Below are 23,185 nucleotides of genomic sequence, written 5' to 3' on the forward strand. Positions count from 1 at the left end.
GTATACCACTTAACAAGAAAAAAGGATATATTTTAACTTAACCGGTAATGAATATGGTTGTTCATGAACCCACTATTAAAAAACCTACAAATCCAAGGTGAATGGGCGGGTTTTTTGTATGCGCCGAACGCAAAGGTTGTTCTTGGTCAGTCTAAATATAAGGTTGTTTATGGACAAATTCTTGGTAATGGCATAGATGTGCATCAGTATTCAAAGATATATAGAGTGAAATATATGCCTATAAAGGAAATGATTCTCGCGAGGAGGATATGATATATGAAAAAAATAGCGCTTATGTTATTGGTTGTTATAGGGATGGCGCCTGGACAGGTGACGATTACGACAAGTGTTGAGATGTCGTTTCCGGGTGATGTCTGGCATAATCTCGATACAGAATATTATTGGGATTCGCCAAAAGAAAGTCCCCGTTGCGATTCATGCTTTAATTTGGATAAAGGAAATTTCGGCGACCCTCTTTTTTATTCTGCCTTGGATACTAATGTGTTCTATATTACGGAAACGAATTTTTTGGGCAGAAATGGCAAGCTAGAATTTACCTTTTGGGTTCTTTCCTCTGCAACCCATTCCCTAAGCGAAGTTATAAGTGATGAATTTTCGCGTTTTAGGGAGTGTGGATTTATTGTGCTGTCTGAGGAACGCCTTGAAGAAATGTTGGATACGGTTACCGTCATCATTGATTCTGTTTTGGAACAATATCCCGATGGCTTCCTGTACGAACATAACTGTTTTGGCAACGAGGATCTTGGGCCTTGTACCTATTTTCCGACTATGCCTGCGGGGGGTGGGGACTCCTGGTATGTTCCTGACCCTCTCGAAGAAGAAATAGCCCGACAGAATGCCGCGCTGTCGGCCATCCCAGTGAAGTCGCGAGCGCGTATCGAAAAAAGATGGCCCTATCGGGCTTACGACGTGAAAGGTCGCACTCCGCAGAACGCGCACATGCGAGGAAGGTCTCCTATAAGACTCTTCTATAAATGAAAATGTGCATGGTCGAATTTTTTTATGGACAGGTTATTTCTTGTCTAACTTCGCGTTGATTTTCTTCTTCAGTTCTTTCAACTGCCAGCGCCCGCGCTTGTCTTCCATAAAGTAGCTCGTGCGTATTCCGCGGGAAAGTCCGCGCTCTATCAGGTCGAGCGCGTCGGCGTATCGCTTCTGCTCGAACCGCAGTTCGGCAAGGAAGAAGTAGTTGTATAGGTCCTTCGGGTCCTGCTGCAGGGCCATGTTCAGGTACTTGTCGGCGAGGTCCTTGTCGGGCCACGTGAGAATCAGGGGCACGTAGGGCAAAAGCTGGTGTGCGCGACCGAGCACTTGCCAGTCCTCGGTCTTCGTGGCCACGTCGCGCACGATTGTCGCAATCCCGTCCTTTACCGCCTGCAGCGGGTTCTTGTCGGCCCCCCACATCGATACCGCGGTTGCGTATATATGCGAGATGTCCTTGTTCTTCGGGAACTTCGCATAGGCCGCCTCGCTGATGTTTTTCAGGGAGTCCAGCTTCTGCGAGCGCTTCTTTTTGTCGAAGGGTACAAAACGGAAAGAAAAGTACAGGCTCTTCACGTAGCCCTCGGTCGCCGCCTCGGCAACAGATGCGTCGTCCATCGCCTTCCTGTAGGCATCGATCATGAGTTTCGCATTGTGCGCATCCGCCTTGTCGCCCTTTGCACGTTCGGCCCTGGCCGCATAGCACGAATCCGCAAAGCGCAGGTCGTCGTTTGCGAAAACCGTGAACGTACAGAGCAGTACGGCAAGTGCTATTTTGGATGCAATACGCATTTAGGTCTGCCAGTTCCTCAGAAACTTGTTGACGTGCGCAATCCTGTTCTTTTCTTCGTCGGTGCCATGGAATGTCTTGAACAGCAGGTTACGGTATTCCATCATGGCGGTGCGAATCAGAATCTTGTCTTCTTTCTTGAGCATAGTGCGGTAATAATACAAAAAAATTAAATGTTACTTTATTTGTTGCCCTTGCCCTTGCCTGCAAAGTAATCCTGCTGGCGGGTGGCCCCGAGCACGGCGTGCCACAGCGTGCCGTTCGGGTCGATCTTCTTCCTTTCGTTCACGGCGTACTCTATGGGTACGTGGCTGAACTGCTCGTTCATGCTGCCCACCACCATGTCGGTCTTGCCCGCCATGCCGGCGTGCACCGCGCTTTCTGCCAGCTGGAAGCAGAAGATGGCGTCGGTTCCCTTCGCGGGGATGCTTCGCACCATGTAGCTCGGGTCGAAGTACTTGATGTTCACTTCCTTGCCGACCTTGTCGAAGTGTTCCTTTATCTTGCGCGTCAGGAATTCGCCGATGTCGTTCTTCAGGATGTTCCCGCTCGCGTCGCGGCGTTCTTCCTGGTCCTTGAACAGTTCCTGCCCGGCGCCTTCGGCGACGGCGATAACCGCGTGAGTCTTGCCACTGCTGTAGCGGCTCTCGAGAGCCTTGAACAGGCCTTCCAGCGTGAAGGGAACCTCGGGCACGAGGCAGAAGTTCACGACCGTAGTCGCGAGCGCTGCGTATGCGGCAATGAAGCCCGAGTCGCGGCCCATGAGCTTCACTAACCCAAGCCCGTTGAATGCGCCGTTCGCCTCGTTGTGTGCGCTCGTAATCACGTCGGTCGCGCTGAGGACCGCGGTCTCGAAACCGAACGTGCGGTCGATGAGGTTCAGGTCGTTGTCGATAGTCTTCGGGATGCCGATAATCGAGATGGGCTGCCTGCGCTTCTTGACCTCTTCGGCAATCGCGTGTGCGCCGCGGAGGGTGCCGTCGCCGCCGATGCAGAACAGCACGTTGATGTTGAGGCGCATCAGGGTATCCACCATCACCACCGGGTCCTGCATGCCGCGCGAACTCCCGAGAATCGTGCCGCCGTCTTCCTGGATGGAATCGACCACGTCGGGGTTGAGCGTGATGGGCGAGTAGCCGTATGCGGGGTTGAGTCCGCGGTAGCCGTAGGGGATGCCAAAAATATTGCGGACGCCGTAATCGAACCAGAGCACCTGTACGAGGCCCTTGATCACGTTGTTGAGGCCGGGGCAGAGCCCGCCGCAGGTCACCACGCCGGCGCGTGTCCAGGCGGGGTCGTGGAAAATGGTTTCGCGCGGGCCGGCCGCCTCGAGCGACGGGACCTCGATACCCTTGTCTATGAATTCGTGTATGCGCTTGATGTCGGTGGTGAGGCTGATGCGGTCGTCTTCCGAGACGAACTTGATTCCCTTCATGGGGGATTTCAGCGTGCCTTTGCCGACGGTTTCAATAGAAAGGTCAAAATCTTTCGGGTTGGCGAGAATGTCTTCTTGGGTCATAGTGACCCTAAAATACTAAAAATCCGGAGCCCGCGCCCACTATACCATCGGCGGGAAATGGATTTTCGTGCGCAAACCGGGGTTCGCGTTCTCTATCTCGATTTTCATGTTCGAGAGCGCGCAGAGTTTTTTCACCATCGAGAGCCCGATGCCCGTGCCCTTCGTGGTGCGGGTCATCTCGTTTTCTACGCGGTAGAATTCCTGGAACACCTTCTTCATCTCGGAGGGCGGAATGCCCGGGCCGTAGTCGCGCACGGCGAGGTACACGTGGTCGCCTTCCGTCTTCATCTCGATGATAATCATCTTGTAGTCGGCGTTCTTCGAGAACTTGAGCGAGTTGTCCACGAGGTTCGTGAGAATCTGCATCACGGCGTCGCGGTCCATCATCAGCTGCACGCGGTCAATATCCGAGTCGCACGACACGGTGAGTGAAAAACCGTGGTCCTCGATGTTCTTGGTGTACATGGTCACGAAGTCGTCGAGCACGGCCTTCGGCCAGTCCTTCCTGATGTTTGCCACCCAGCGGTTGCCGTCAATTTTCGAGAGGTCGAGCACGTTCTGGATAAGCCTCGTGAGACGGTCGCTCTCGCTTGCAATCTGGTCAAAGCTGCGCTTGCGCTTGGCGTCGTCCATCTTCTGATAACTTGTCTGTAATATCTCGGCGCGCATCTTGATGGTGGTGAGCGGTGTCTTGAGCTCGTGACTCACCGCTGATATAAAGTCCTGCCGCTTCTGGGCCAGGTTGAGCTGGCTCTGCGTAAGCCGGTAGATAGAGATGAGGCCGCCCCCCAGAAGCAGGAACATGATTCCGCCTATCAGGAACAGCAGCTGCCCGTTGCTGATAATCTGGCCGTTGCCGCCTGCCTCCTGCACCGACTTGTCGACGTAGACGCTCATGGTGATGGCGTTCAGCGGTTCGGCGAGGTTTTCCTCGAACACCTTCACGGCGAATCGGGTGTCGATACCGAACGATACGAGGTCTCCCTTGTACGTAAACTTCAGGGCGAGGTGGTTGTCTTCGTTCGCGTAGTCGCCCACCTCGAGATCCACGATGCTCCTCAGGTATTCGCGAAGGTCTACCACGAACCCCTGCACAAAGTTCTCCTCGCCGCGCAGCACGTTCCTGTAGAACACGATGTATTGGCGGTTCAGTTCCGCCTGGAACGATTCGATGGCGATGTCCATCGTGCCCACGTACGGGAATATCCTGTACAGGCCCGAGGTGTCCATCTTGGCCGATTCCACGTTGAACGCGAACTGCTCCTGCTCGGAGGTGCGCTCCACGCGCATGCGCTTCTTGCGGTTCTTGCTCTTGGAAAGGTCCACCTCGTTGGCGAGCTGGTCAAGCGCGTTGGAACTTTCGCCTGCAATCTTGGAGGTATCCAGCGTGGCGGCCGTCCCCTTGTTCTTGATGCCCATGTCGCGCACGATGAACTTGAGCCTGTTCTGGAACGACTCGCGGATATCCTTGTTCTCGAGCTGCACCTGCCCGAGCGCGCCCGCCGGCAGGTAGGGGGTACTGAACACGCCGTCGGGGTCTATCTGGAAATGCCCGATAAGTCCGGCGTACTGGCTGCAGTAGTCCAGCTTGCTGGAATCGCTATTACACGATGTTACCGGGAAGTTGAGCGCGAGGTCCGAGTAGGTGGGCTGCTCGCCTGCAGAAATGGTCTTCGCGACCTTGATGAACCTGTACTCCATGAAGGAGCGCTTGTTCTCTATCGCGAGGTCGTCCTTGATGCGGTTGTTCGCCATCTTCAGGACCTGCGTTGCGTGCATGGCCCATTCCGCCTTCGACTCGTCCTGCATGTGCAGGTACGAATCGTAAAGCAGCCCCGCCACCGGGAGTGCAATCACGGCGAAGATGGCTGAATAGATGAGAACGAGACGTTTCTTTATTAAGCGGTTTTTGAGCATTCAGGTGTAGAACGCATCTGGTAGCCTTCGCCACGGAACGTGACCAAGAGCTTCGGATGGGAAGGATCGTCCTCGATTTTCTTGCGGAGCTTGGTGATGTGGATGTCGACGGTGCGGGTATCCACGGATTCGGCGTTCTCGTAGCCCCAGACTTCGCGGAGCAGTTCGGAGCGCGGGACCGCATGGTCACGGTTGTTCCACAGGTATTCGAGGATTTCGATTTCCTTGCGGGTGAATGCGAGTTCTTCCTTGCCGCGCGTGCCTGCGTATTCGCGGAAGTTCACGCGGAGGTTGCCTGCCACGAGCTTGCCTTCGTTTTCCATGGACTGGCGGCTGCGGCGGAGTACGGCCTCGATGCGTGCGAGCAGCATCGGGGTGGAGAACGGCTTCGGGATGTAGTCGTCGGCACCGAACTTGAGGCCGTTGATGATGTCTTCGTCGGTGTTCTTTGCAGAGAGGATTATAATGGGGAGGCTTCTGTCCTTTTCGCGAATCTTGTCGCAGACCTCGAAGCCGTTCATGCCCGGGAGCATCACGTCGAGGAGCACCAGGCCGTACTGTCCGGTGAGGGCCTCGGTAAGGCCGCTTTCGCCGTCGGCGACATGCTTTACGTGGTAGCCGTTGAGCTCGCAGAGGTCTACGAGGCTTTCTGCAATTGCAATTTCGTCTTCAACAATAAGAATGCTAGTGTTGCTAGTATTGTTAGCCATTTTTGTTTCCCTTAAACTCCTATGGGGGTATTTAGTTTAAATTGCGAGACCGACGCCGATTTCAGCAGCCATGCGCCCCGGTTCGATTTCTTCCGGGAAGTCGCCGCCGAAGTAGTACTTGAAGTTCGCGTATGCGGCAATCGGGATAATCGGAAGCTTTGCACGCAGGCCAACGAGAATGTGGCCGCCGATGCTGGTCTTGAGGCCTTCCTCGAGGGCGGCGTCCTGGATATTTTCGACGAGGGCGTCGGTGAGGCGCTGTGCCATTGCGTTCTGGTCGGGCAGGGCAATGGAATTGGGGTCGAGCGCCGCTGCCGGGTTGCTCATCACGCCGTCAATCGCGTTCTTCATTTCAGTCTCGAGTTCGGCCTTCACCACGTTGTAGGTGCCGCCCACGACCTTCGAGGTGAAGGGCTGGTTCAGGATGAACGTGTTCATGTAGTAGGTAAGGCCGCCGCCGATGTAGGGGCGGATAATGGGAATGAACGTGATGGGGTAGGTAATGGAGAGGTCGCCGTTCATCTGCACGAACTTCGGGTTCGCCTTGCCGAACGGGGTGCCGCCGAGTTCCACCTCGAGGTCAATCTGCTGGTAGGCGCTCGGGTCGGCTGCCGCAGGACCCGCGAGAACTGCGGTCGGGTCCTTGATGACGAACAGCGATGCGTCGTAGGAGCCGAACTGGATGTTGAAGGTCGCTTCGATGTCGATGATGGGGAGGATATCCACCCACACCTTGAAACCGAAACCGTGCATCATCTCGTCGAATCCACCGTGCCACAGCTTGACTTCGTTCGCACCGGAAACGTCGACGCTGTTGTTGAACCTGTCTGGGGTGGCCGAGAAACCGGTCATCTTCGTCCCGAAATTGGGGGTGTAGTGCGCGCCGATACCGATGATGGCGAACGACTGCGAGGCGAGCAGGGCACCTGCTGCGAGTAGGATTTTAGCGTTCATAAATGCTCCTAGGAAAACTTCTAGACTTGAAACTAGATAAAAATTTTCAAAATGGGGCGCCCCCTGGGGCGAAAAAGTGCCAAAATCCGCTTTTTTGTGATGTTCCGGCGCATTTTATCGGTATTTATGGCTTATTTATCAAGACAATGTAAACAAAATTGTATATACCCGCGAAAAAAAGTATATATTATGTAAGTTTTAAGGGGGTCCCTTGGGATTCCCGGCGACTTTCTTTCCAAGAGGAGAAATATGCGCAAACTGATAACACTGATCGCCCTTATGGGACTCATGGCGAGCCTTTCCTTTGCGGCAGACGATGCCGCTACCCGCCGCCGTTCCGCAAAGGCGTTCGACGAACTTGATGCCGACGAGGCAAGGCCCGCGAAGAGGCCCGCCTACGAGAAGCAGGCCCCTGCCAGGCAGGCGCCCGCTCCCAGACAGCAGTCTATAGCTATGGGCAACCAGGCGTTGCCTACGATTATCGTTGTCCCCGCCCAGAAGGCGAAGGGCATGAGCGACCTCCAGGCGTTCCAAAGCAACCCGAACAACCGTATGGCCATCGAGGCCATCAACGGCTACCTGACCCAGCGCCAGTACGAGGTGAAGTCGCTTGCCGGCGAGGAGACCCTCGGCGAGGTCATCCAGATGCAGCAGGATATCGCCGAGACGGAAGAAGACCTTTCGTACCTCGCGAGCCTCGCCCTGAGTGCCGATATCTACATCAAGTTCTCCGCCTCCATCGAAGGCGGTATCGTGCTTATCGAGCTGAGCGCCTACGAGGCGGCGACTGCGCGCCTGCTGGGTAGCCAGACGAGCCAGGCTGCCGCAAACGGGCAGAGCAAGGGCGCCATCGCGCAGGCGGTATTCGATGCCGCGAACCGTGCCATGCCGGGTCTCGAGAAGAAAATCAAGGGCTACTGGGAAGTGGACCGCAAGAACGGCGTTCAGTACAAGGTAATAATGAAGTTGCAGGGCGACTTTGACGAGCAGCGCGTGGAAGATATCCAGGACGACGTGAACATGCTCGCGAAGAAGGCGTTCAAGCGCGTGAACACGAACGTGCAGACGGCAAAGACTATCGACATGACCGTGTTTGCCGACATGGACAAGTTCGCCGACTCGCAGGAAGTCTACAGCTACATCCGTCGCGGGCTCAAGGGTTCCGTGACCGTGCGTAAGATAAACATTACCAAGAAACTGATTTTGATCGAACTCAAGTAGTATGAACATCAAGAAGTTTGCCTTTTTGCTGCTTTCCCTTTCTGTAGCCGCGTTTGCGGGCAAGGTAATCACGTACACCGCCTCCTCGGAGGTCTCGCAGGAACAGGCGAACAACACGGCCATCGCGGGTGTCGCCAAGCAGGTTTCCTCGACGGTCGTGACCGACGACAGGCTCCGTACCGAGGATGTTTCCGCGGGCGGCAAGGAAAAGATTTCGCAGACCTACACCTCGAACAAGAACGTGAAGACGAATGTCGACCTCAAGTGGGTGAAGGTGCAGCCGCTCCCGAAGGACGGCAAGAAGTTCCGCGCCACGGCGACGCTCGACGTGGACGAGATGACGAACAACATCCGCCTGCAGATGGCTAACGCGAAGGAGAAGATTGCGAAGTACGAGGCCGCCGGCCGTGCCGCGCTGGAAGCATCGCGTTACGACGAGGCTATCCGCATGCTCACTGCCGCAGAGGCGCTCATTGAGCCTTACAGCGCGCTGAAGAGCGAACTTGCGCAGGTGTTTACCCTGAACGAGTCGTTCAGCCTGAAGCATAACCTTCCGGGCCTGCGTGCCGATATCGCGTCTAAGCTCGGTAACCTGCAGGTAAAGACCGCGCCCGAAAAGCTCGTGCTCGAGAAGGACGTGATAGAGAACCTCACGGTGACGGTTACCGACGCGAAGGGCGCGGTGACGGACTTCCCGCTCAAGGCGGTGCAGGACGGCAAGAAGCTCGATTCCCGCCGCACGCAGGATAACGGAACTGCCGTGTTTACCATCCCGAACGTGAACTTTGGGGCGGGGACGCTTGCCATATCGTTCGTGCCCGACTTCCCGAAAGATATCCTGAAGGCGGCAAGGCTCGAGAAGGGCTTTGTGGTGCCCTACGAGGTGAAGCAGGCTTCGTGCAACGTGCGGTTTGACTGCACGGGTAGCCCCGAGGGCTGCAAGGCGCTTGCCGACCAGATGGCAAGGCAGGGGGTGCTCGTGGGCAAGAACGCGAAGGACCCGGTTATCAAGGCCGAGGTGAAGGCGACGCCCAAGGGCTCGCTCAACCAGCTGCTTTCCTTTGACGTGATGGTGTCTGTTTCCGGTGACAAGGTAAGTTTTACCAAGTCATCGAAGGGCGTGGGCAAGACCGAGGCCGAGGCGGTGACGAAGGCTGTCGGCAAGCTCAAGGTCAAGGAATTCGACAAGGTTTGCAAATAGAGACTAGGGCGGGCAAAACCCTCATCCTATAAAAAAAGAAAGGGCGCCGAGGGCGTCCTTTAATTGTAATGCCTGACTGAGCGATTACTTCTTTTTCTTCTTGCTGCCGCTGGTGGCGTCGAGCTCGATCTTGACGGTTTCTTCACCCTTCACGGTCACGAGCATTTCAGCAGACTTGCGGTTGGAGCATTCTGCGCGAACCAGGTGGTCGCCGGCATCCAGGTTGTGGATGGTGAGCGCTGCACCGTCGGTCTTGTCGGAGTTTTCACCGTCGACGTAGATGATGCACTTGCCCGGCTTGGTGGTCACTTCGATGTTGCCCTTCGGGATCTTGGTACCGTAGTCGAAGGTGTTACGCTTGTCGTTACCCGGCCACACGTTCACGCGCTGGTTCACCAGTTCGTAGCCCTGGTCGATGACGATAAGCGTCTGGCGGCCCGACTTGACCTGCATGTTCTCGATGGGGCTCTTGCCCAGGAGTTCGTTACCCAGGTACACGTCGCTGTTGGGCGGGTTGGTAATGATGGTCACGGTTGCGGCCTTACCGCGCGGGGGTGGATCTTCGTCGGCGACAGCCGCAGTAACAAGGAACGCCACCATAAGGGCGAAAATGTAGAGCTTTTTCATTTGCTTACTCCTATTTGCGTTTTACCCTAAAATATAAAGATTTCCTTGAAGTGGCTCGCATTTTATAATATTTTGTAGGTAAAATTCTTTTAAACGAGCCTTTCGGGCCTGATTTTATATGAAAGCACTGTACCAGAAGATACGTTCCCTCGATGGGAAACCCTACGGGACCTACAAGAACCTCGCCACGCGAGAATGGGATTTCGGCGATTTTGTGCTGGAATTCATCCACGTGCAGGGCGACCCGTATGCGCCGGCATCGCGCGTGCTGCTGCGTGCGAAACTCGCGACGCTCGGGTATGCGCCGGAGTGGGGTTCGGATTTCGAGCACCGGCTTGCGCTGAGCGACTTTCTGTACCGGAGGCTCGGACGTATGGTACAGGAACGCTACCCGGGTAAGGATGCCGCCGTGGTGTTCGACACGGCGGGACCCGAAATGCTGGTGCGGAACAGCCTGTGGATAGACAACGGCGAGATCCGCGCGTGCCTGCAGGTGAGGCTCCCGGGCGAGGGCCGCAAGATCCAGGCGGAACTCGCCGCAGAAATCCTCACGATGGTCATGCCCGACCTGGTAGCGGCGGGGCTCTACTACACGCAGGGCGACGAACCCGCGATGCAGCGACATTACCGCGTGCTTGCCGAACGCAGGGAAATCCTTGCGCAGCTGGACGGGCGCGGGCTCTGCGCGTTTGTGCCCGACGGGGCTGTGCTTCCGCGGGCATCGGGCCTGAGCGAAATGCCGCTTGAAGGGGCGGTGCCGTTTGCAGCGCCTGCGGAACTTGCGGTGACGTTGAATGCCTGCGGGCGCGAAATCCGCGGGATGGGTATCCCGAAGGGGATTACGGTAATTACCGGCGGTGCGTTCCACGGGAAGTCCACGCTGCTGCAGGCGCTTGTACGTGCGGTGTACCCGCATGTTCCGGGCGACGGGCGCGAGGGTATAGTCGTGGACGATACTGCTCTCCGTGTGGGCGTGGAGGACGGGCGCAGCGTACGCGGGACCGACCTCTCGATGTTCGTTCGTGACCTGCCCGGTGGTATAAGCACGAAGGATTTCAGCACGCTTTCGGCTTCGGGTTCCACGAGCGAGGCGGCGAACCTGCTCGAGGCGATGGAAGCGGGAGCGCGCACGTTCCTTATCGACGAGGATTCCTCGGCGGTGAACTTCCTGATTCGCGACGTGCGCGTGCGCAAGCTGCTGGGCGACGAGCGCGAACCGCTAATCCCGCTGACCGACCGCATTCGTTCTCTCGCTTCTGCGGGTATGAACTTTATCCTTGTCGCCGGTGCCTGCGGGGACTATCTCGACCTTGCAGACAACATAATTGTCATGGCGAACTATAGGGCGGAATGTGCAAAGTCCACAGTGTCATCCTGGAAGGCCGAAGGCCTGATAGGATCCACAGTAAATGCGCGCCCCTTCGCCGCCTACATGCAGCCCCTGCAGAAACATGTGCGGCCTGCCTCTGCGGTGGAGCGCCAGGTGAAGGTGAAACTCGCCGGCGATTCGCTTTTGCAGATTGGTTTCCTTGTGGCCGATACCTCGCGCCTCGTGACGCTTGTAGATAAGCAACAGCGGCTTGGTGCAGGGTTCATGCTGCTCAATATGCTCCAGAACGCGGCGAGCAATACCGCGGAGGGTTCTGCCCCCGCAGGTGATTCCGTTGCGGGTGTGGCGCAGAAACTCTGCGATGTGGTATGCAACGTGGGGTTCCGCAACCTGCCGCAGGGCATGAGCCGCGAGATGAGCCTGCCCCGCGCCGTCGATATCGCCTGCGTGGCTTTCCGGCTTAACGGAAAATAAAAAAAGGCCTGCCGTGTTACCGGCGGACCCTAGGGTAGTTTATGGAGGTGTAAAACTCTAGAACTGCTCGAAGAACTCGTGTACCGCTTCGGGAACCCAGGTCTGTTCCCAGTTCCAGCCGACGCCCATGTTGCCGGTGTCGTGCGCGGTCCACTGGTGGTCACCCGGCCAGGTGCACCACTTGACGGGGAAGCGTTCGTCTACGTTCTTGAAGTCGTAGCACACGTGGCCCGTATTGCCGCTGATTTCCTTGGGCTTCTCGGAACTTGCGTCGGTGAAGTCGCCGTTCGCGTCGGCCTTGCCGTTACGCTTGAGGATGCGCGGAAGGGCGCTGTTCTTTGCACGGTCGTAATTGCAACGGCCATCGTTTACGCCATGTACGTTCATCCAGGCGATGGGCAGGTCCTTCATGTTGTTGCCTTCGGGCAGCCAGATGTTGTAGTCGGCCACAGCGTAGGTCGCGGCGGCACGGACGCGGGTCTGCATATCTTGCATAAGCGAGTAGCTGAACATGGCGCCGAAGCTGAAGCCTGTAATGAACACGCGGCTCGTGTCGATGCAGTAGTTCTCCTCGAGGGTGGTGAGCGTCTGCGCGAAGAAGTCGTGGTCGCCCTGACCCTTGGTCCACAGGCCGCCAACCGCATCGAGAGAAACGAAGATGTAGTCGCCGTTCTTGTCGAGCACTTGCTGGCCGTAGTACGGAGTGGGGTGGTCGTAGTCGGCCTTGTGGTGCACGAAGTCCTCGCCATTGCTGCCGTAGCAGTGCAGTGCAAAGAGCACCTTGTGCGGCTTCTTGTTGTCGTAGTTCTTGGGCAGGGTAATAAAGTATTTGCGGGTATCGCTTCCGACCCGAATCTCGAACTGGTCGCCGTTTTCGACGCTCTTGACCTTTTGCAACTTGGAGTTGGAACCGCAGCCCTTGCTCGGGGTGGGTTCGTTCCCCAGCGCATAACCGAACTTGAACTGCGGTGCCACTGCCTTGAGTTTCACGTTGAGCGTGGTGTCGAGCGTGCCGAGCGGTACCGTGAGCGTGTCGAAGCCCTCTGCCACGAAGCGGATTGCCTCGCCCTGCGCTACCTCCTTCAGGAGTGCGCTTGCATGTGCGCTGAAGGTGTTGCTGTAGCTGCCCTCGGTAGAGAACTTGAAATTCTGCCTTGCGTTACCTACGGTTACCTGCGCGAAGTAGGTGCCGTGCGCCTTGATGGCCCTGTTCAGGTCGAACATGCCGGAGCCCTGCAGGGTCTTGCCGAAAACCTGGTTCCCCAGCGAGTTGAATATCTGCACGTGGACGGGCGCGCTGGTGCTCTGCGAGTAAGAGAGCACGCCGTTGTTGACGCTCACGTACCCGACGGAATTCCTGACGGCATGGAAGCCGATGGTTTCGTCCTCGAAGAGGGTGAATTTGCCCTGGTTGTCGGTGGTGGTCGCCTTGCCCTCTTTGAGGAGGCTTACCGAGACGCCCTCGAGCGCTTTGCCCTGCTCGTCGGAAACGCTGCCCGACACGGTGTAGGCGGAAGCGAGCCCGCAAAAAGCGAGAATGCCTGCCGTTACAAGAAAACTGCGCGTGATAATACTCATTTGTACTCCTTTTTTGCCCTAGTCCACCTACGGAGCACACCCTGACATTAAGTAATCTAATGTGGTATAGGAAAAATGTTCCCCGCCGTTCCTCGATACTTATGGATGAATTGTCTATAAAAGGGGCAATTGCGGACAAACGTTTACTTTTTTTTATTATATTTTTTTTACGTACGGGGTGCTTCGAGCATTTATTAGGAGAAAAACGATGAATCAGTGTAAATTGTCGTTTGCACTAGGGACGCTGTTCCTGTGCCTTGGGGGCGTGGCGGAACTTTTCGCCTCGGAAATTACGCCGTTCTATTTCGGTGCGAGTCCTGACGCGTTGACGGATAAGGAGCAGAACGACGAATGGCAGAGACTCATCAAGTACAAACTATGGGGGACGGGCATAAGTGGGGATGCCTATGGCGTCGCCTTCATTGGGCAGGACGTGCAGATTACTGATTCGGTCGGGTATTCGGGGAGCGCGATTGCCGGGCTTGAAATGCGCAACATCAAGCACAGCATTGGTGGCCCGCTCGCCTTTGCAGGGAATTTCCAAAACGGGGATGGCCAGGACAATATCGTGACTGGCCCTTCGTACTTCGGCGGAAATTTCAACATAGGCAATAACGCCGTTAACAGCGATAACGTGGAACTTCACGGGAACTTCTGCGTGCGTGGGGACAAGTCTACCATGACCAAGGGCTTGGCCAAGGGCGGGGGAAAACTTGACTGCGCCGCAAGTGATATCCCGGCACTTGATAGCACACTGGATGTGCCGCGCGTAGACCATTCCACGATTACCTATGACCTGGAAGTCGATTCGTACACGTTCAGCGATAAGACCAACTACATCGACATTCCATCAGGTTCCGGCCAGTTCTACAATATCCATGTGAAAGGGGACATGCTGCTGGACAACAACAACGACAACCTGTTCATTCGCATGTCGGGGAATCGTTATGTGAGAATCTTTGTCGACGGGAATCTTACGGTTACATCTACGTTGCACAACATTGTCATTTTGAACGTGACGGAGGGTTCCTGGAACGAGACGACACAGCAGTGGGAAGGCGGTACCCTGGACACCACGCTGAATAAGAACTACGGCGGAAATCTCCTTTTCTACACGCCGAACGACATCGCGTTCCCGGCAGAGAACTGCACTATCCAGGGAACGTATATTTCGGGTGGCACAATCAGTTTTCAGCAGCATTACAACTTTGCGGGGCAGCTCCTGGCAAAGAAGGTTTCCATCAATGCCGAATTCAAGGCGGGCGACTTCCGTTACGTGCCGTTCAGACCTCCTGTAATCAACATGGCGGTGGGTTCCATGGCCTACGAAGATAACGAGGCCCGCGGCGATACGGTGAAGCTCGTGCTTTCGAAGGACCCGCCGACCCGCGTGACGTTCGACTACTGTTTTTCCCTGAAGCCCGCGAGCGAATGCGACGGCTTCATGGACGACCCTGCCTGCAGCTTTGCAAACGCGAATGACGTGCTGGAATCGAACTACACCGAGATTCCGGTGTGCGGGAGAGATACGGGGCATGCGGCGTTCCCGCAGTTCTCGAAGGATTTGGAAACGCCCATCGTTTTCCACGCGAAGGACGACATGCTCGAGGAAGCGGACGAGCTCGTCTTGGTGAAGATTTTCAACCTGACGGCGGCGATTACCTCGGACGGCGACCGCAATGCGGATTCCAGCTACTCGATGGAGTATGTCATCGTGGATAACGACAAGCGGCCCGTATCGAAAGATACTTCCGTCACCGTCATGATGAACGAGACCTTGCCGATAACTGCTTTCCCGGCGTACGAGAATGACGGCGTGACTGTACTCGACAAGTACGGTGTGATTATCAAGACGCTCCCTGCCTCGGGCACGCTCAAGTACAACGGCGCTCCCGTAGCGGTTGGAGACTTCATCAAGTTCCCCGGTAGCCTGAACTACACTCCGGCGCATGACGAGTACGGCTCGCCCTATACGACATTTGAATTTATGGTGGCGAACATCCATAACCCGGACATCAGCGATTCCGCGAGGACGATGACGATAAACGTGGTGCGGTTCCAGTACACCATCAACGAGAACGCTTCGGTCGATACGCTCGTCGGGATTATAGATGAGCTGCGCATTAGCGACATCGAGAGCTGCGCTATCGTTTCGGGCGATACGGGTGCCACCTTCAGGTTCGATACTACGCGCATATACGTCAACGGGGTTCTCGATTTTGAGACGCAGTCCTCCTACGTGTTCTTTGTGAAGTGCGCAAACAGCACGTCCGAAGATTCGACCGCGGTGGAAATCCTGATTGTCGACGAGAACGATCCGCCTTCCGTGACGGATACGGTAATGCAGGTTTCCGAAAACATGCCCGTGGGGAAGACCGTCGGTACGATGCTCTACTACGACCAGGATGGCGAAAATTCCGGATTCTGCGTGAACAGCTTTAGCCTCGTGGGCGGCGATTCGAGCTTGTTCAAGATTGATGCGCAGACGGGCGTGATTACGACGCGCGAGGTGTTTGACTACGAGGCGCTCCCGGACAGCCAGAAGTACTACGTGGTAAAGGTCCAGATTGCCGATACCGACGGCAACAAGAGCGTGGCCGAAGTGAAAATCAACATCGTGAACGTGATGGAGACCTCCGTGATTGTCGTGACCCACGCGGAATCGGGCAACGGCAACTATAGCGAGTCGAACCCGAAGGAGCCGATTAAGATAAACGACAAGACGCTCACGCTCTCGTGGACGGGCGACGCCATTCCCCAGCCGGATACGACCCTCACGGACTTGCACGAGGGCTACAATGTGGTGACGCTTACCTATTACGACAAGACGAAGGACATGCCCGCCGTGAAGGAGGTGACGATATTCGTTTGTACGAAGACTCCCGAGGTGCAGGTTTCTACGACGGTCGAAAAGATGCCCGATGCGAATATCTATACCATCGCGGAAGAACCCGCCGAGGGCGATACCGCGTTCTACGTGAACAAGAAGCAGAACGATATCTCCGTCAAGGTCAAGGAACCGGTTCTCGATTCCACGTACACGGATTCTACCTGCAAGTACACGGAACGCGAAATCATCGTTTCTGCAGTTATGTTCGAGACGCTGAACGTACCGCAGGCGACGTTCAAGACGGTCGAAAAGATTGCTTCGGAAAAGCCCGTGCTGAACGATATGCCCGCTGGCAGCGTGAAGCAGGCGCCCTTCAACGACAGCCTCGTGCTCGTGAGCTACAGGGAGGCTATCGGGAACGATACCGTGACCGTCTCTTACGTGACGAACGTGAAGGGCGACGTGGTGGACGGGCAGATAAAGGTTTCGTTCACGACGAAGATTGACGGGAAGGCTGTCGAGATTTCGTATGTGGCGGATGCCTTCACCGGCGCGCCCGTGGAATCGGAAACGGGTGCGGTCTATACGGTAAGCTACCGCTATACCGACAGGAACGGTGAATCGGTCACGGTGGGCTATGCGCTGGATTCCAAGGGCAAGACCATCGAGGACAAGGACGGCAACGTGGGCTACGAGGTAACCTACACGTACGAGAATGCGTTCGGCAATGTATCTAGCCAGTCCATCTATATCGTGGTCGACGTGATTCCCCCGAAGGTGGAAATCCTTTCGCCGGAAAACAACGCTATATTCTATGCCAACTACGTGGACGTGAAATGGACCGTTGACAGGAACGACGGCAACGGCCCCGTGGTGATGGACACGCTTACCGAGCAGGGGCTCGTGAAGGGTGGCAATGCGATTGTGCGCTTCTACCGCGACAAGGCGGGCAACGTGGCGAGCGATACGGTGAAGGTCATTATGAAGAACTCGAAGGACCTGGATATTTCCGTGGTCACCCCGGTGACAATCGTGACCCGCGAGAAGACCGAGGAATACTATGCCAGCAACGAACCGAAGGAAGGGCAGACCTTCGCGGTGACCATCTACAATTCGAAGGCGGACAAGGAAATCGAGACGCTCCGTGGCGGCGATTTCAAGACGGAGGAAGGGAGCGGCGATGAACCGTACCCGGGACTCGAGGGGCACCTTGGCCCGACGCTCGCCATCGACACGAAGCTCTCCACGATTCGCCCCACGCTTGGCCTCGCCACGCTCGATGACCTTGTCGGGAAGGACGGCCTTGTAAACTACGATGGTATCGATTCCGAGAACGGCGACAAGCACACCGTCGAGGAATACGTGCGTGAACATTGCACTGCGAAATTCCAGGAATCCCTCGGGAGCGACATCTCGAAGGCGAGCCTGTACCACACGACGATGAAGGTAAAAATCTGGGTGTACACGACGCTCGGGAATTTTGTGGACTACTTCTCGTTCGAGCAGGAGCTCGACAAGCCCGAATACACGAACGATGCGGGCGTGATGACGCTTTACTTCGAGCAGAAACCGGACAAGGACGGCTACGTGAGAACGGCGGACGGACGCCAGTACGCGACCGGCGCATACCTGTACAAGACCGATGTCTCGGTCAGGTCCGAACTGCAGTGCGATACGCCTCCCGTGGAAAGGGACAAGGAATCCAACAGGAAGGGTTACGTGCGCAAGGTGCGCGACGACCTGCTGAAGCCCTTCGGCTACAAGAGGCCGAACCGCAAGTAATTTTCTGTTGTCCGCATGCCTGGCGCTCTTTTCCGGATATTATTTTATAGATTTGGAAAGGTATGCCGAGAAGAAAGATAAACCAGACAATGCTTACGTGCATCACCATCGTCATGATGTTGGTGATGCTTTTTGGGTCTTTTGGGATAATCAAGCTCACTACTATTCTCGGCCCATCTTCGTACTTCCTCTTTATTTTGCTTTTCCTGATCGTAGCGGTTATCGGATTCCATATATGGACCCGCTACCGCTCTACCGAGACCGCGCAGCAGGTTGCCGACCTCATGAAGGAGGTAATGACCTCCCCGCTGGAAAAGTCTCTCGCGGGCGATTCGCAGTATGCCGTCGCCGTAAGGCCCGATGGCAAGATAGACCCGAAGCTCACGAAGTACATGACAAAACTTGCACCAACGGTGAATGCCATCTCGAACTTTTTCAAGGATTTCATTTACTACGACGGCGTTGCCGAGAAATTGCGCCAGCATTTTGAACTGGGCGAAGGCACGGATACCTTCCAGGAACTTTCGACCGTATTCCTTTCGGATGTCAACTACCTCTCGGAAAAGCTCGGGCACGAGATGAGCCTGGACGATTACGAGTCGTGCGGATTTGTATCCCTGCTGTTGCGCCTGCGTACGAACGCCCCTGCCACTACGGACTGGAACCGCCTTGTACTGCAGTCGTTTGTCGACAGGGAAATAGAGATGGGCCCGCTGGTCCATAACCTCGAGAAGAACCACGCGCAGTTGGAATCTACGGGAGAACTCTTCCTGTTCTCTGCAATTTTTGGCGGGTATTCGCCCGATGCGGTCCGCAAGTACATGCGCCTGATGTACGATTACTCCGCGGCGCTCGCGAACATTGACGGCAGGCTCACTCCCGAAGAGGTACAGTGGCTGCAGTACCTGGAACGCTATATCGGCAACAACCGCTCGGCGGCGCGGCGCCCGGGATTCGTGAAATGCTCGACGCGCGTAGTGAACTACAAGGATACCCCGCTGAAGGATGCCGTAAAGCGGAATTTCCGCATACAGAAAGAGGAACACGTCCCGTCCGGCGAGGCGGTGAAGCAGCTCGATTCCCTCATCGGACTTTCGACGGTAAAGAAAGAAGTCGTCACGTTCTACAACTTTATCCGCGTGCAGAATGAACGCAAGAAGAAGGGACTCTCGGTGCCCCCGACATCGTACCACTTCGTATTCTCGGGGAATCCCGGTACCGGCAAGACGACGATTGCGCGCATCATGGCCGAAATTTTCAAGGACCTGGGTGTGCTCCGGAAGGGCCACTTGGTAGAGGCGACCCGTGCGGACTTGGTTGCGGGTTACATGGGGCAGACCGCCATCAAGACGAACAAGGTAATTGACGAGGCGCTGGACGGCGTATTGTTTATCGACGAGGCCTACACGCTCGCGCGCAGTGCGGAAAACGACTACGGGCAGGAGGCGATTGACACGCTCCTCAAGCGCATGGAAGATGACCGCGAAAGGCTGGTGGTGATTATCGCCGGCTATACCGAAGAAATCAAGCGCTTCGTGAATTCGAATCCGGGTCTATCCTCGAGGTTCAACAGGTACATAGACTTCCCCGACTACACTGAAGACGAGCTTGCGCAAATTTTCAGATCGTTCCTCAACAAATACGACTACAAGATGGGCACGGCCGCGGCTGCAGCCATGAAGCGCTGCATTGCAGAAGCGGTGAGCCGGAAGGATAGTAGGTTCGGTAACGGGCGCTACGTGCGCAACCTGTTCGAGAAGGTCATCGAGAAGCAGGCGAACCGCTTGGCGGCATCGCCCGACCTGGGCAGTGTTGACGTGAGCAGCCTTGCCGCGACTGACTTCGAGCAGGCCACGGCTGAAAAATAAGGTTATTCCCCGACGATGACCTTGTAGAATTCAAGGAACTGCGCGGGGGAAAGTTCCTCGGCGCGTACCGTAGTGGGGTAGTCCAAAAGCTCGATGGCTTCCTGGATTTTCTTCTTGTCGTAGGCGCGGCCGAACGAGTTCGCGAGTGTCTTCCTCTTTTGCGTGAAGGCGGCGCGTACGAACTCGAAGTAGCCCTCGGGAGCGGCAAGCGGGCATTCCTTGGGCGTGAGGAGCATCGTGGCGCTGTCTACGTTCGGGCGGGGCGTGAAGTGCTCGGGCCCGATCTTGCGCAATATCTGCGTGTCGGCGAACGCGGACACGAGCACGGAAAGGCTCCCGTAGTTGCTGCTGCAGGGGGTGGCGCAGATGCGTTCGGCGACTTCCAGCTGGACCATTCCCATGAATCCCTTCGTGAGGTGCAGGCGAGGCATGAGCCCCGCGATAATCGCGGTAGACACGTTGTAGGGCAGGTTCCCGGTAACCCACGGCTTTTCGTGCGCGTCGAGGAATGCTTGCAGGTCGAACTTGAGGAAGTCGCAGTTTACGATGTGGAAGTTCTCGCGGCCCTGGAATTTCTGTTGCAGAAATTCCACGCACTGCTCGTCGATTTCGACGGCAGTGAGTTGCACGGCGCGGTCGAGCAGGTGTTCCGTGAGGGCGCCGTGCCCAGGGCCGATCTCGAGCACTGCCTCTCCGGCATTTGCAGGCAAGTCGCCCGCAATCATCTGTGCGGTAGGTACATCCAGAAAGTTCTGGCCAAACTTGCGGCGGCGTGCTCTGTCCATGCAGGGAAAGATAGAAAATTTCATATTTTTACCCGCAGTTGCTTATGACCACCAGAACAGAAAATACAACGAACCGCGCGCATCTTGCTGCCGGCAAGAAGCCGACCGCAGGTAAAAAGCCGCCTGCCGGCAAAAACGTGCGCGCCCGCGTGACGCACGAGTTCCCCGCAGTTTACGACCGGGATTCGCGCGTGCTCCTGCTGGGCTCGATACCATCCCCCAAGTCGCGGGAAGTGGGCTTCTACTACGGGCATCCGCAGAATCGTTTCTGGAAGGTGCTCGCAACAGTCCTCGGCGAAAAAGTTCCCGAGACCATCCCGCAAAAGAAGGCCATGCTCAAGAGGCACCACATCGCCCTCTGGGACGTGCTCGAAAGCTGTACCATCGTGGGGGCGAACGACACGAGCATCGAGGATGCCGTCCCGAACAAGATAGCCGCGCTGGTGGCAAGGTCGAAGGTAACCCGCATATTCTGTACGGGCGCCACTGCGCACAAACTATACCAGAAGTACTGTGCCGCCGATGTAGGCATCGATGCGGTCAAACTCCCCTCCACGTCGCCCGCGAACTGCGCCATATCGCTCGAAAGGCTTGTGGATGCCTACCGCGATATACTCGTTTAGGCCCGTTTATCGTAAAATTTTGCAGTTTTTCGCTTTTCCGTCAAAGATTTTTTCAAAATAATCTATATTGTTTTTGTATGTCAGCAAAAGTTACTAGCAGCGACAAGATTGAAGATCTGTTCCCGGAAACCCCCGTCCGGAAAATCATTACCCCTGTTGAACGCCTGATGAAGGTGGAAACGACGGGCGGCATCGTGCTCATAATCATGACGCTTGCCGCTCTTGTCTGGGCGAACCTGAGCCCGGAATCGTACCACCACTTTTGGCATATGCCGTTCTCCATGACGATTGGCGGCTGGACTGGCGCTGGCGACCTGCACTGGTTTATCAACGATGCCCTGATGACGATATTCTTCTTCAATATCGGTCTCGAGGTCAAGGGCGAAATGACATACGGCGAACTGCATGACCCGAAGGCGGCGAGCTTGCCCGTGATTGCCGCTGCGGGCGGTATGCTTTTCCCTGCACTTATTTACTTGCTCCTTTGCCCGCATGGCGAACATAGCGCCGCCCACGGATGGGGCGTGCCGACTGCTACCGATATCGCCTTCGTGGTGGGCTGCATGGCCATTCTCGGGAAGAAGGTGCCGCATGCCCTGCGTGTGATGATTTTGACCCTCGCCATTGCCGATGATATCGGCGCCATCCTCGTGATTGCGATTGGCTACCCGAGCGGCGACGGCATCAACTTTGTGGCCCTCGGGACAGGCTTTGCACTGCTGGTGCTTATCAACGTGCTGTTCCGCATTGGCGTGCGTAACCTGCTGCTGCACGGCGTGATTGGCGTTGCGGTGTGGGCGTTCTTTGTGAAGAGCGGCGTGCACCCGACCATCGCGGGCGTGCTGCTTGGCCTCTCGGTACCGGCGAAGCCCGTGCTCGCGAAGGGCAGGCTTGCCCACTTTGCGGGTAGCCTGGGCGGCGCGCTTTCGGGCGAGGCGAAGGACAGGAACGAACAGTACGAGGTGTTCCAGCAGCTCAAGCGCGGTGCGCGCGAGAGTATCTCGATGCAGGAACGTTTCTTCAAGCCGCTGGTGCCCTGGGTGAACTTCTTCATTATGCCGCTGTTCGCGCTCAGCAATGCGGGTGTCGAAATCAAGCTCGGCGGCGTCGAGATTCCGGTGATGGGTGCCGTGGCAATCGCCCTCATTCTGGGCAAGCCTATCGGCATATTCCTGTTCAGTTTGCTCTCGGTCAAGATCGGCATTTCCAAGAAGCCGAGCTACCCCTGGAAGGTCCTTTGGGGTGGCGGCATGCTCGCGGGCATCGGCTTTACCATGGCGCTCTTTGTCGCGAACCTCGCCTTCGACGTGGGCGACCGCCAGGATTCCGCGAAACTCGGCATATTGCTCGGAAGCTTCTGCGCGGCAATCCTCGGTACGATATACATGAACATCGTGTCGAAGCCGCATGACGCTCCCGAAAAGCCGAAGAACGAATAATACATGAGATGTGAAATAATTCATTTCACATCTCACATTTCACATTCCACATTTTTTTACCCTCTTGTTTAATTGTGCCCCACTTCGTTTACATGCTTCGCTGTGCGGGTAACCGCATATACACGGGCTATGCCGTAGATGTCGAGGCGCGTTTTGAACAGCACAAATCCGGAAAGGGGGCGAAGTTCACCAAGGCGTTCCCGCCGGAGTGCATACTGCGCAAGTTCGAACTGCCCTCGCACGAGCAGGCGCTAAGGCTCGAGGCGCGTATCAAGAAGCTGGCCCGCGAGCAGAAGGAATTGCTTGCCGGCGGTGACGATGCGATTGCGACGGAACTGCTTGCGGGTTTGAACGAAACCCTCGAGGAAAAGTCTGCACGTGAAAGGAAAGAACGCCGCGCAGTCAAGACCTGCAATAAAACGGTCAAGACCTGCGATAAAAAAGTCAAGACTTGCAATAAAACAGTCAAGAACTGCGAAAAAAAAGCTGCGCGATAAACGGAAACGACTGAAGGAATCCGTTCAGGATGCGTGAA

The 23,185-nt window shown here is 56.1% G+C and carries 18 protein-coding genes; 9 read left to right on the forward strand and 9 right to left on the reverse strand.

Translation table 11 applies throughout. The features are described from left to right. Positions 1 to 276: 276 nt before the first annotated feature. Complete coding sequence (locus BUB22_RS04535; protein WP_073114114.1) at positions 277 to 999, forward strand: hypothetical protein; 723 nt, start codon at positions 277 to 279, stop codon at positions 997 to 999. 33 nt (positions 1,000 to 1,032) lie between these two features. On the opposite strand, the gene BUB22_RS04540 is transcribed toward BUB22_RS04535, so the two are convergent. The 6 genes from BUB22_RS04540 to BUB22_RS04560 are packed head-to-tail and all read right to left on the reverse strand — an operon-like array spanning position 1,033 to position 6,892. Then, positions 1,033 to 1,794, reverse strand: coding sequence for a tetratricopeptide repeat protein (locus BUB22_RS04540; RefSeq protein ID WP_072807609.1), 762 nt, complete (start codon positions 1,792 to 1,794; stop codon positions 1,033 to 1,035). After that, on the reverse strand, positions 1,795 to 1,938 hold the full coding sequence (locus tag BUB22_RS16625) for a hypothetical protein (protein WP_175547237.1): 144 nt from the start codon (positions 1,936 to 1,938) through the stop codon (positions 1,795 to 1,797). 35 nt (positions 1,939 to 1,973) lie between these two features. Continuing rightward, positions 1,974 to 3,311: an ATP-dependent 6-phosphofructokinase gene (locus tag BUB22_RS04545; RefSeq protein ID WP_072807610.1), complete on the reverse strand. Its 1,338-nt coding sequence runs from the start codon at positions 3,309 to 3,311 to the stop codon at positions 1,974 to 1,976. Positions 3,312 to 3,350: 39 nt separating this feature from the next. After that, the gene (locus tag BUB22_RS04550; RefSeq protein ID WP_073114115.1) at positions 3,351 to 5,228 is read right to left on the reverse strand and encodes a sensor histidine kinase; all 1,878 of its coding nucleotides are present in this window, start codon (positions 5,226 to 5,228) and stop codon (positions 3,351 to 3,353) included. Further along, positions 5,210 to 5,938, reverse strand: a complete 729-nt coding sequence (locus BUB22_RS04555) for a response regulator transcription factor (protein WP_072807612.1) — start codon at positions 5,936 to 5,938, stop codon at positions 5,210 to 5,212. Before BUB22_RS04555 ends, BUB22_RS04550 begins: the two co-directional genes overlap by 19 nt. Positions 5,939 to 5,974: 36 nt before the next feature. Then, complete coding sequence (locus BUB22_RS04560) at positions 5,975 to 6,892, reverse strand: hypothetical protein (protein WP_073114116.1); 918 nt, start codon at positions 6,890 to 6,892, stop codon at positions 5,975 to 5,977. 249 nt (positions 6,893 to 7,141) lie between these two features. Between BUB22_RS04560 and BUB22_RS04565 the strand changes: the two genes are divergently transcribed. Together BUB22_RS04565 and BUB22_RS04570 are read left to right on the forward strand one after the other, a co-directional pair. Further along, positions 7,142 to 8,113 (forward strand): DUF6175 family protein, encoded by a 972-nt coding sequence (locus tag BUB22_RS04565; protein WP_073114117.1) that lies wholly within the window; start codon positions 7,142 to 7,144, stop codon positions 8,111 to 8,113. 1 nt (position 8,114) lies between these two features. Next, a complete protein-coding gene (locus BUB22_RS04570; protein WP_073114118.1) occupies positions 8,115 to 9,314 on the forward strand; it encodes a hypothetical protein in 1,200 nt (399 codons plus the stop codon). 84 nt (positions 9,315 to 9,398) lie between these two features. Here the strand turns inward: BUB22_RS04570 and BUB22_RS04575 are convergent, their stop codons facing one another. Continuing rightward, positions 9,399 to 9,941, reverse strand: coding sequence for a PEGA domain-containing protein (locus BUB22_RS04575; RefSeq protein ID WP_072807616.1), 543 nt, complete (start codon positions 9,939 to 9,941; stop codon positions 9,399 to 9,401). A gap of 118 nt (positions 9,942 to 10,059) precedes the next feature. Between BUB22_RS04575 and BUB22_RS04580 the strand changes: the two genes are divergently transcribed. Then, positions 10,060 to 11,745 (forward strand): ABC-ATPase domain-containing protein, encoded by a 1,686-nt coding sequence (locus tag BUB22_RS04580; protein WP_073114119.1) that lies wholly within the window; start codon positions 10,060 to 10,062, stop codon positions 11,743 to 11,745. Between the two features lie 57 nt (positions 11,746 to 11,802). Here the strand turns inward: BUB22_RS04580 and BUB22_RS04585 are convergent, their stop codons facing one another. After that, positions 11,803 to 13,323: an esterase gene (locus BUB22_RS04585; RefSeq protein ID WP_073114120.1), complete on the reverse strand. Its 1,521-nt coding sequence runs from the start codon at positions 13,321 to 13,323 to the stop codon at positions 11,803 to 11,805. A gap of 208 nt (positions 13,324 to 13,531) precedes the next feature. Between BUB22_RS04585 and BUB22_RS04590 the strand changes: the two genes are divergently transcribed. Next, positions 13,532 to 17,935 carry a cadherin repeat domain-containing protein gene (locus BUB22_RS04590; RefSeq protein ID WP_083535384.1) on the forward strand — a complete coding sequence of 1,468 codons (4,404 nt, stop codon included), beginning with the start codon at positions 13,532 to 13,534 and terminating at the stop codon, positions 17,933 to 17,935. Between the two features lie 62 nt (positions 17,936 to 17,997). After that, positions 17,998 to 19,803, forward strand: coding sequence for an AAA family ATPase (locus BUB22_RS04595; RefSeq protein ID WP_083535385.1), 1,806 nt, complete (start codon positions 17,998 to 18,000; stop codon positions 19,801 to 19,803). Positions 19,804 to 19,805: 2 nt separating this feature from the next. Here the strand turns inward: BUB22_RS04595 and rsmA are convergent, their stop codons facing one another. Beyond that, positions 19,806 to 20,588, reverse strand: a complete 783-nt coding sequence (rsmA, locus tag BUB22_RS04600) for a 16S rRNA (adenine(1518)-N(6)/adenine(1519)-N(6))-dimethyltransferase RsmA (protein WP_073114232.1) — start codon at positions 20,586 to 20,588, stop codon at positions 19,806 to 19,808. A gap of 44 nt (positions 20,589 to 20,632) precedes the next feature. On the opposite strand from rsmA, the gene BUB22_RS04605 reads away from it, so the two are divergent. From BUB22_RS04605 to BUB22_RS04615, 3 genes are all read left to right on the forward strand, one after another. Beyond that, positions 20,633 to 21,211 (forward strand): DNA-deoxyinosine glycosylase, encoded by a 579-nt coding sequence (locus BUB22_RS04605; RefSeq protein WP_083535386.1) that lies wholly within the window; start codon positions 20,633 to 20,635, stop codon positions 21,209 to 21,211. Between the two features lie 77 nt (positions 21,212 to 21,288). Beyond that, entirely contained in the window at positions 21,289 to 22,650 is a 1,362-nt protein-coding gene (gene nhaA, locus BUB22_RS04610) for a Na+/H+ antiporter NhaA (protein WP_073114123.1), read from the forward strand. 74 nt (positions 22,651 to 22,724) lie between these two features. Then, positions 22,725 to 23,147: a GIY-YIG nuclease family protein gene (locus BUB22_RS04615; protein ID WP_254794634.1), complete on the forward strand. Its 423-nt coding sequence runs from the start codon at positions 22,725 to 22,727 to the stop codon at positions 23,145 to 23,147. Positions 23,148 to 23,185 lie beyond the last annotated feature (38 nt).

It is taken from the genome of Fibrobacter sp. UWCM, from assembly GCF_900129735.1.
Taxonomy (GTDB): Bacteria; Fibrobacterota; Fibrobacteria; order Fibrobacterales; family Fibrobacteraceae; genus Fibrobacter.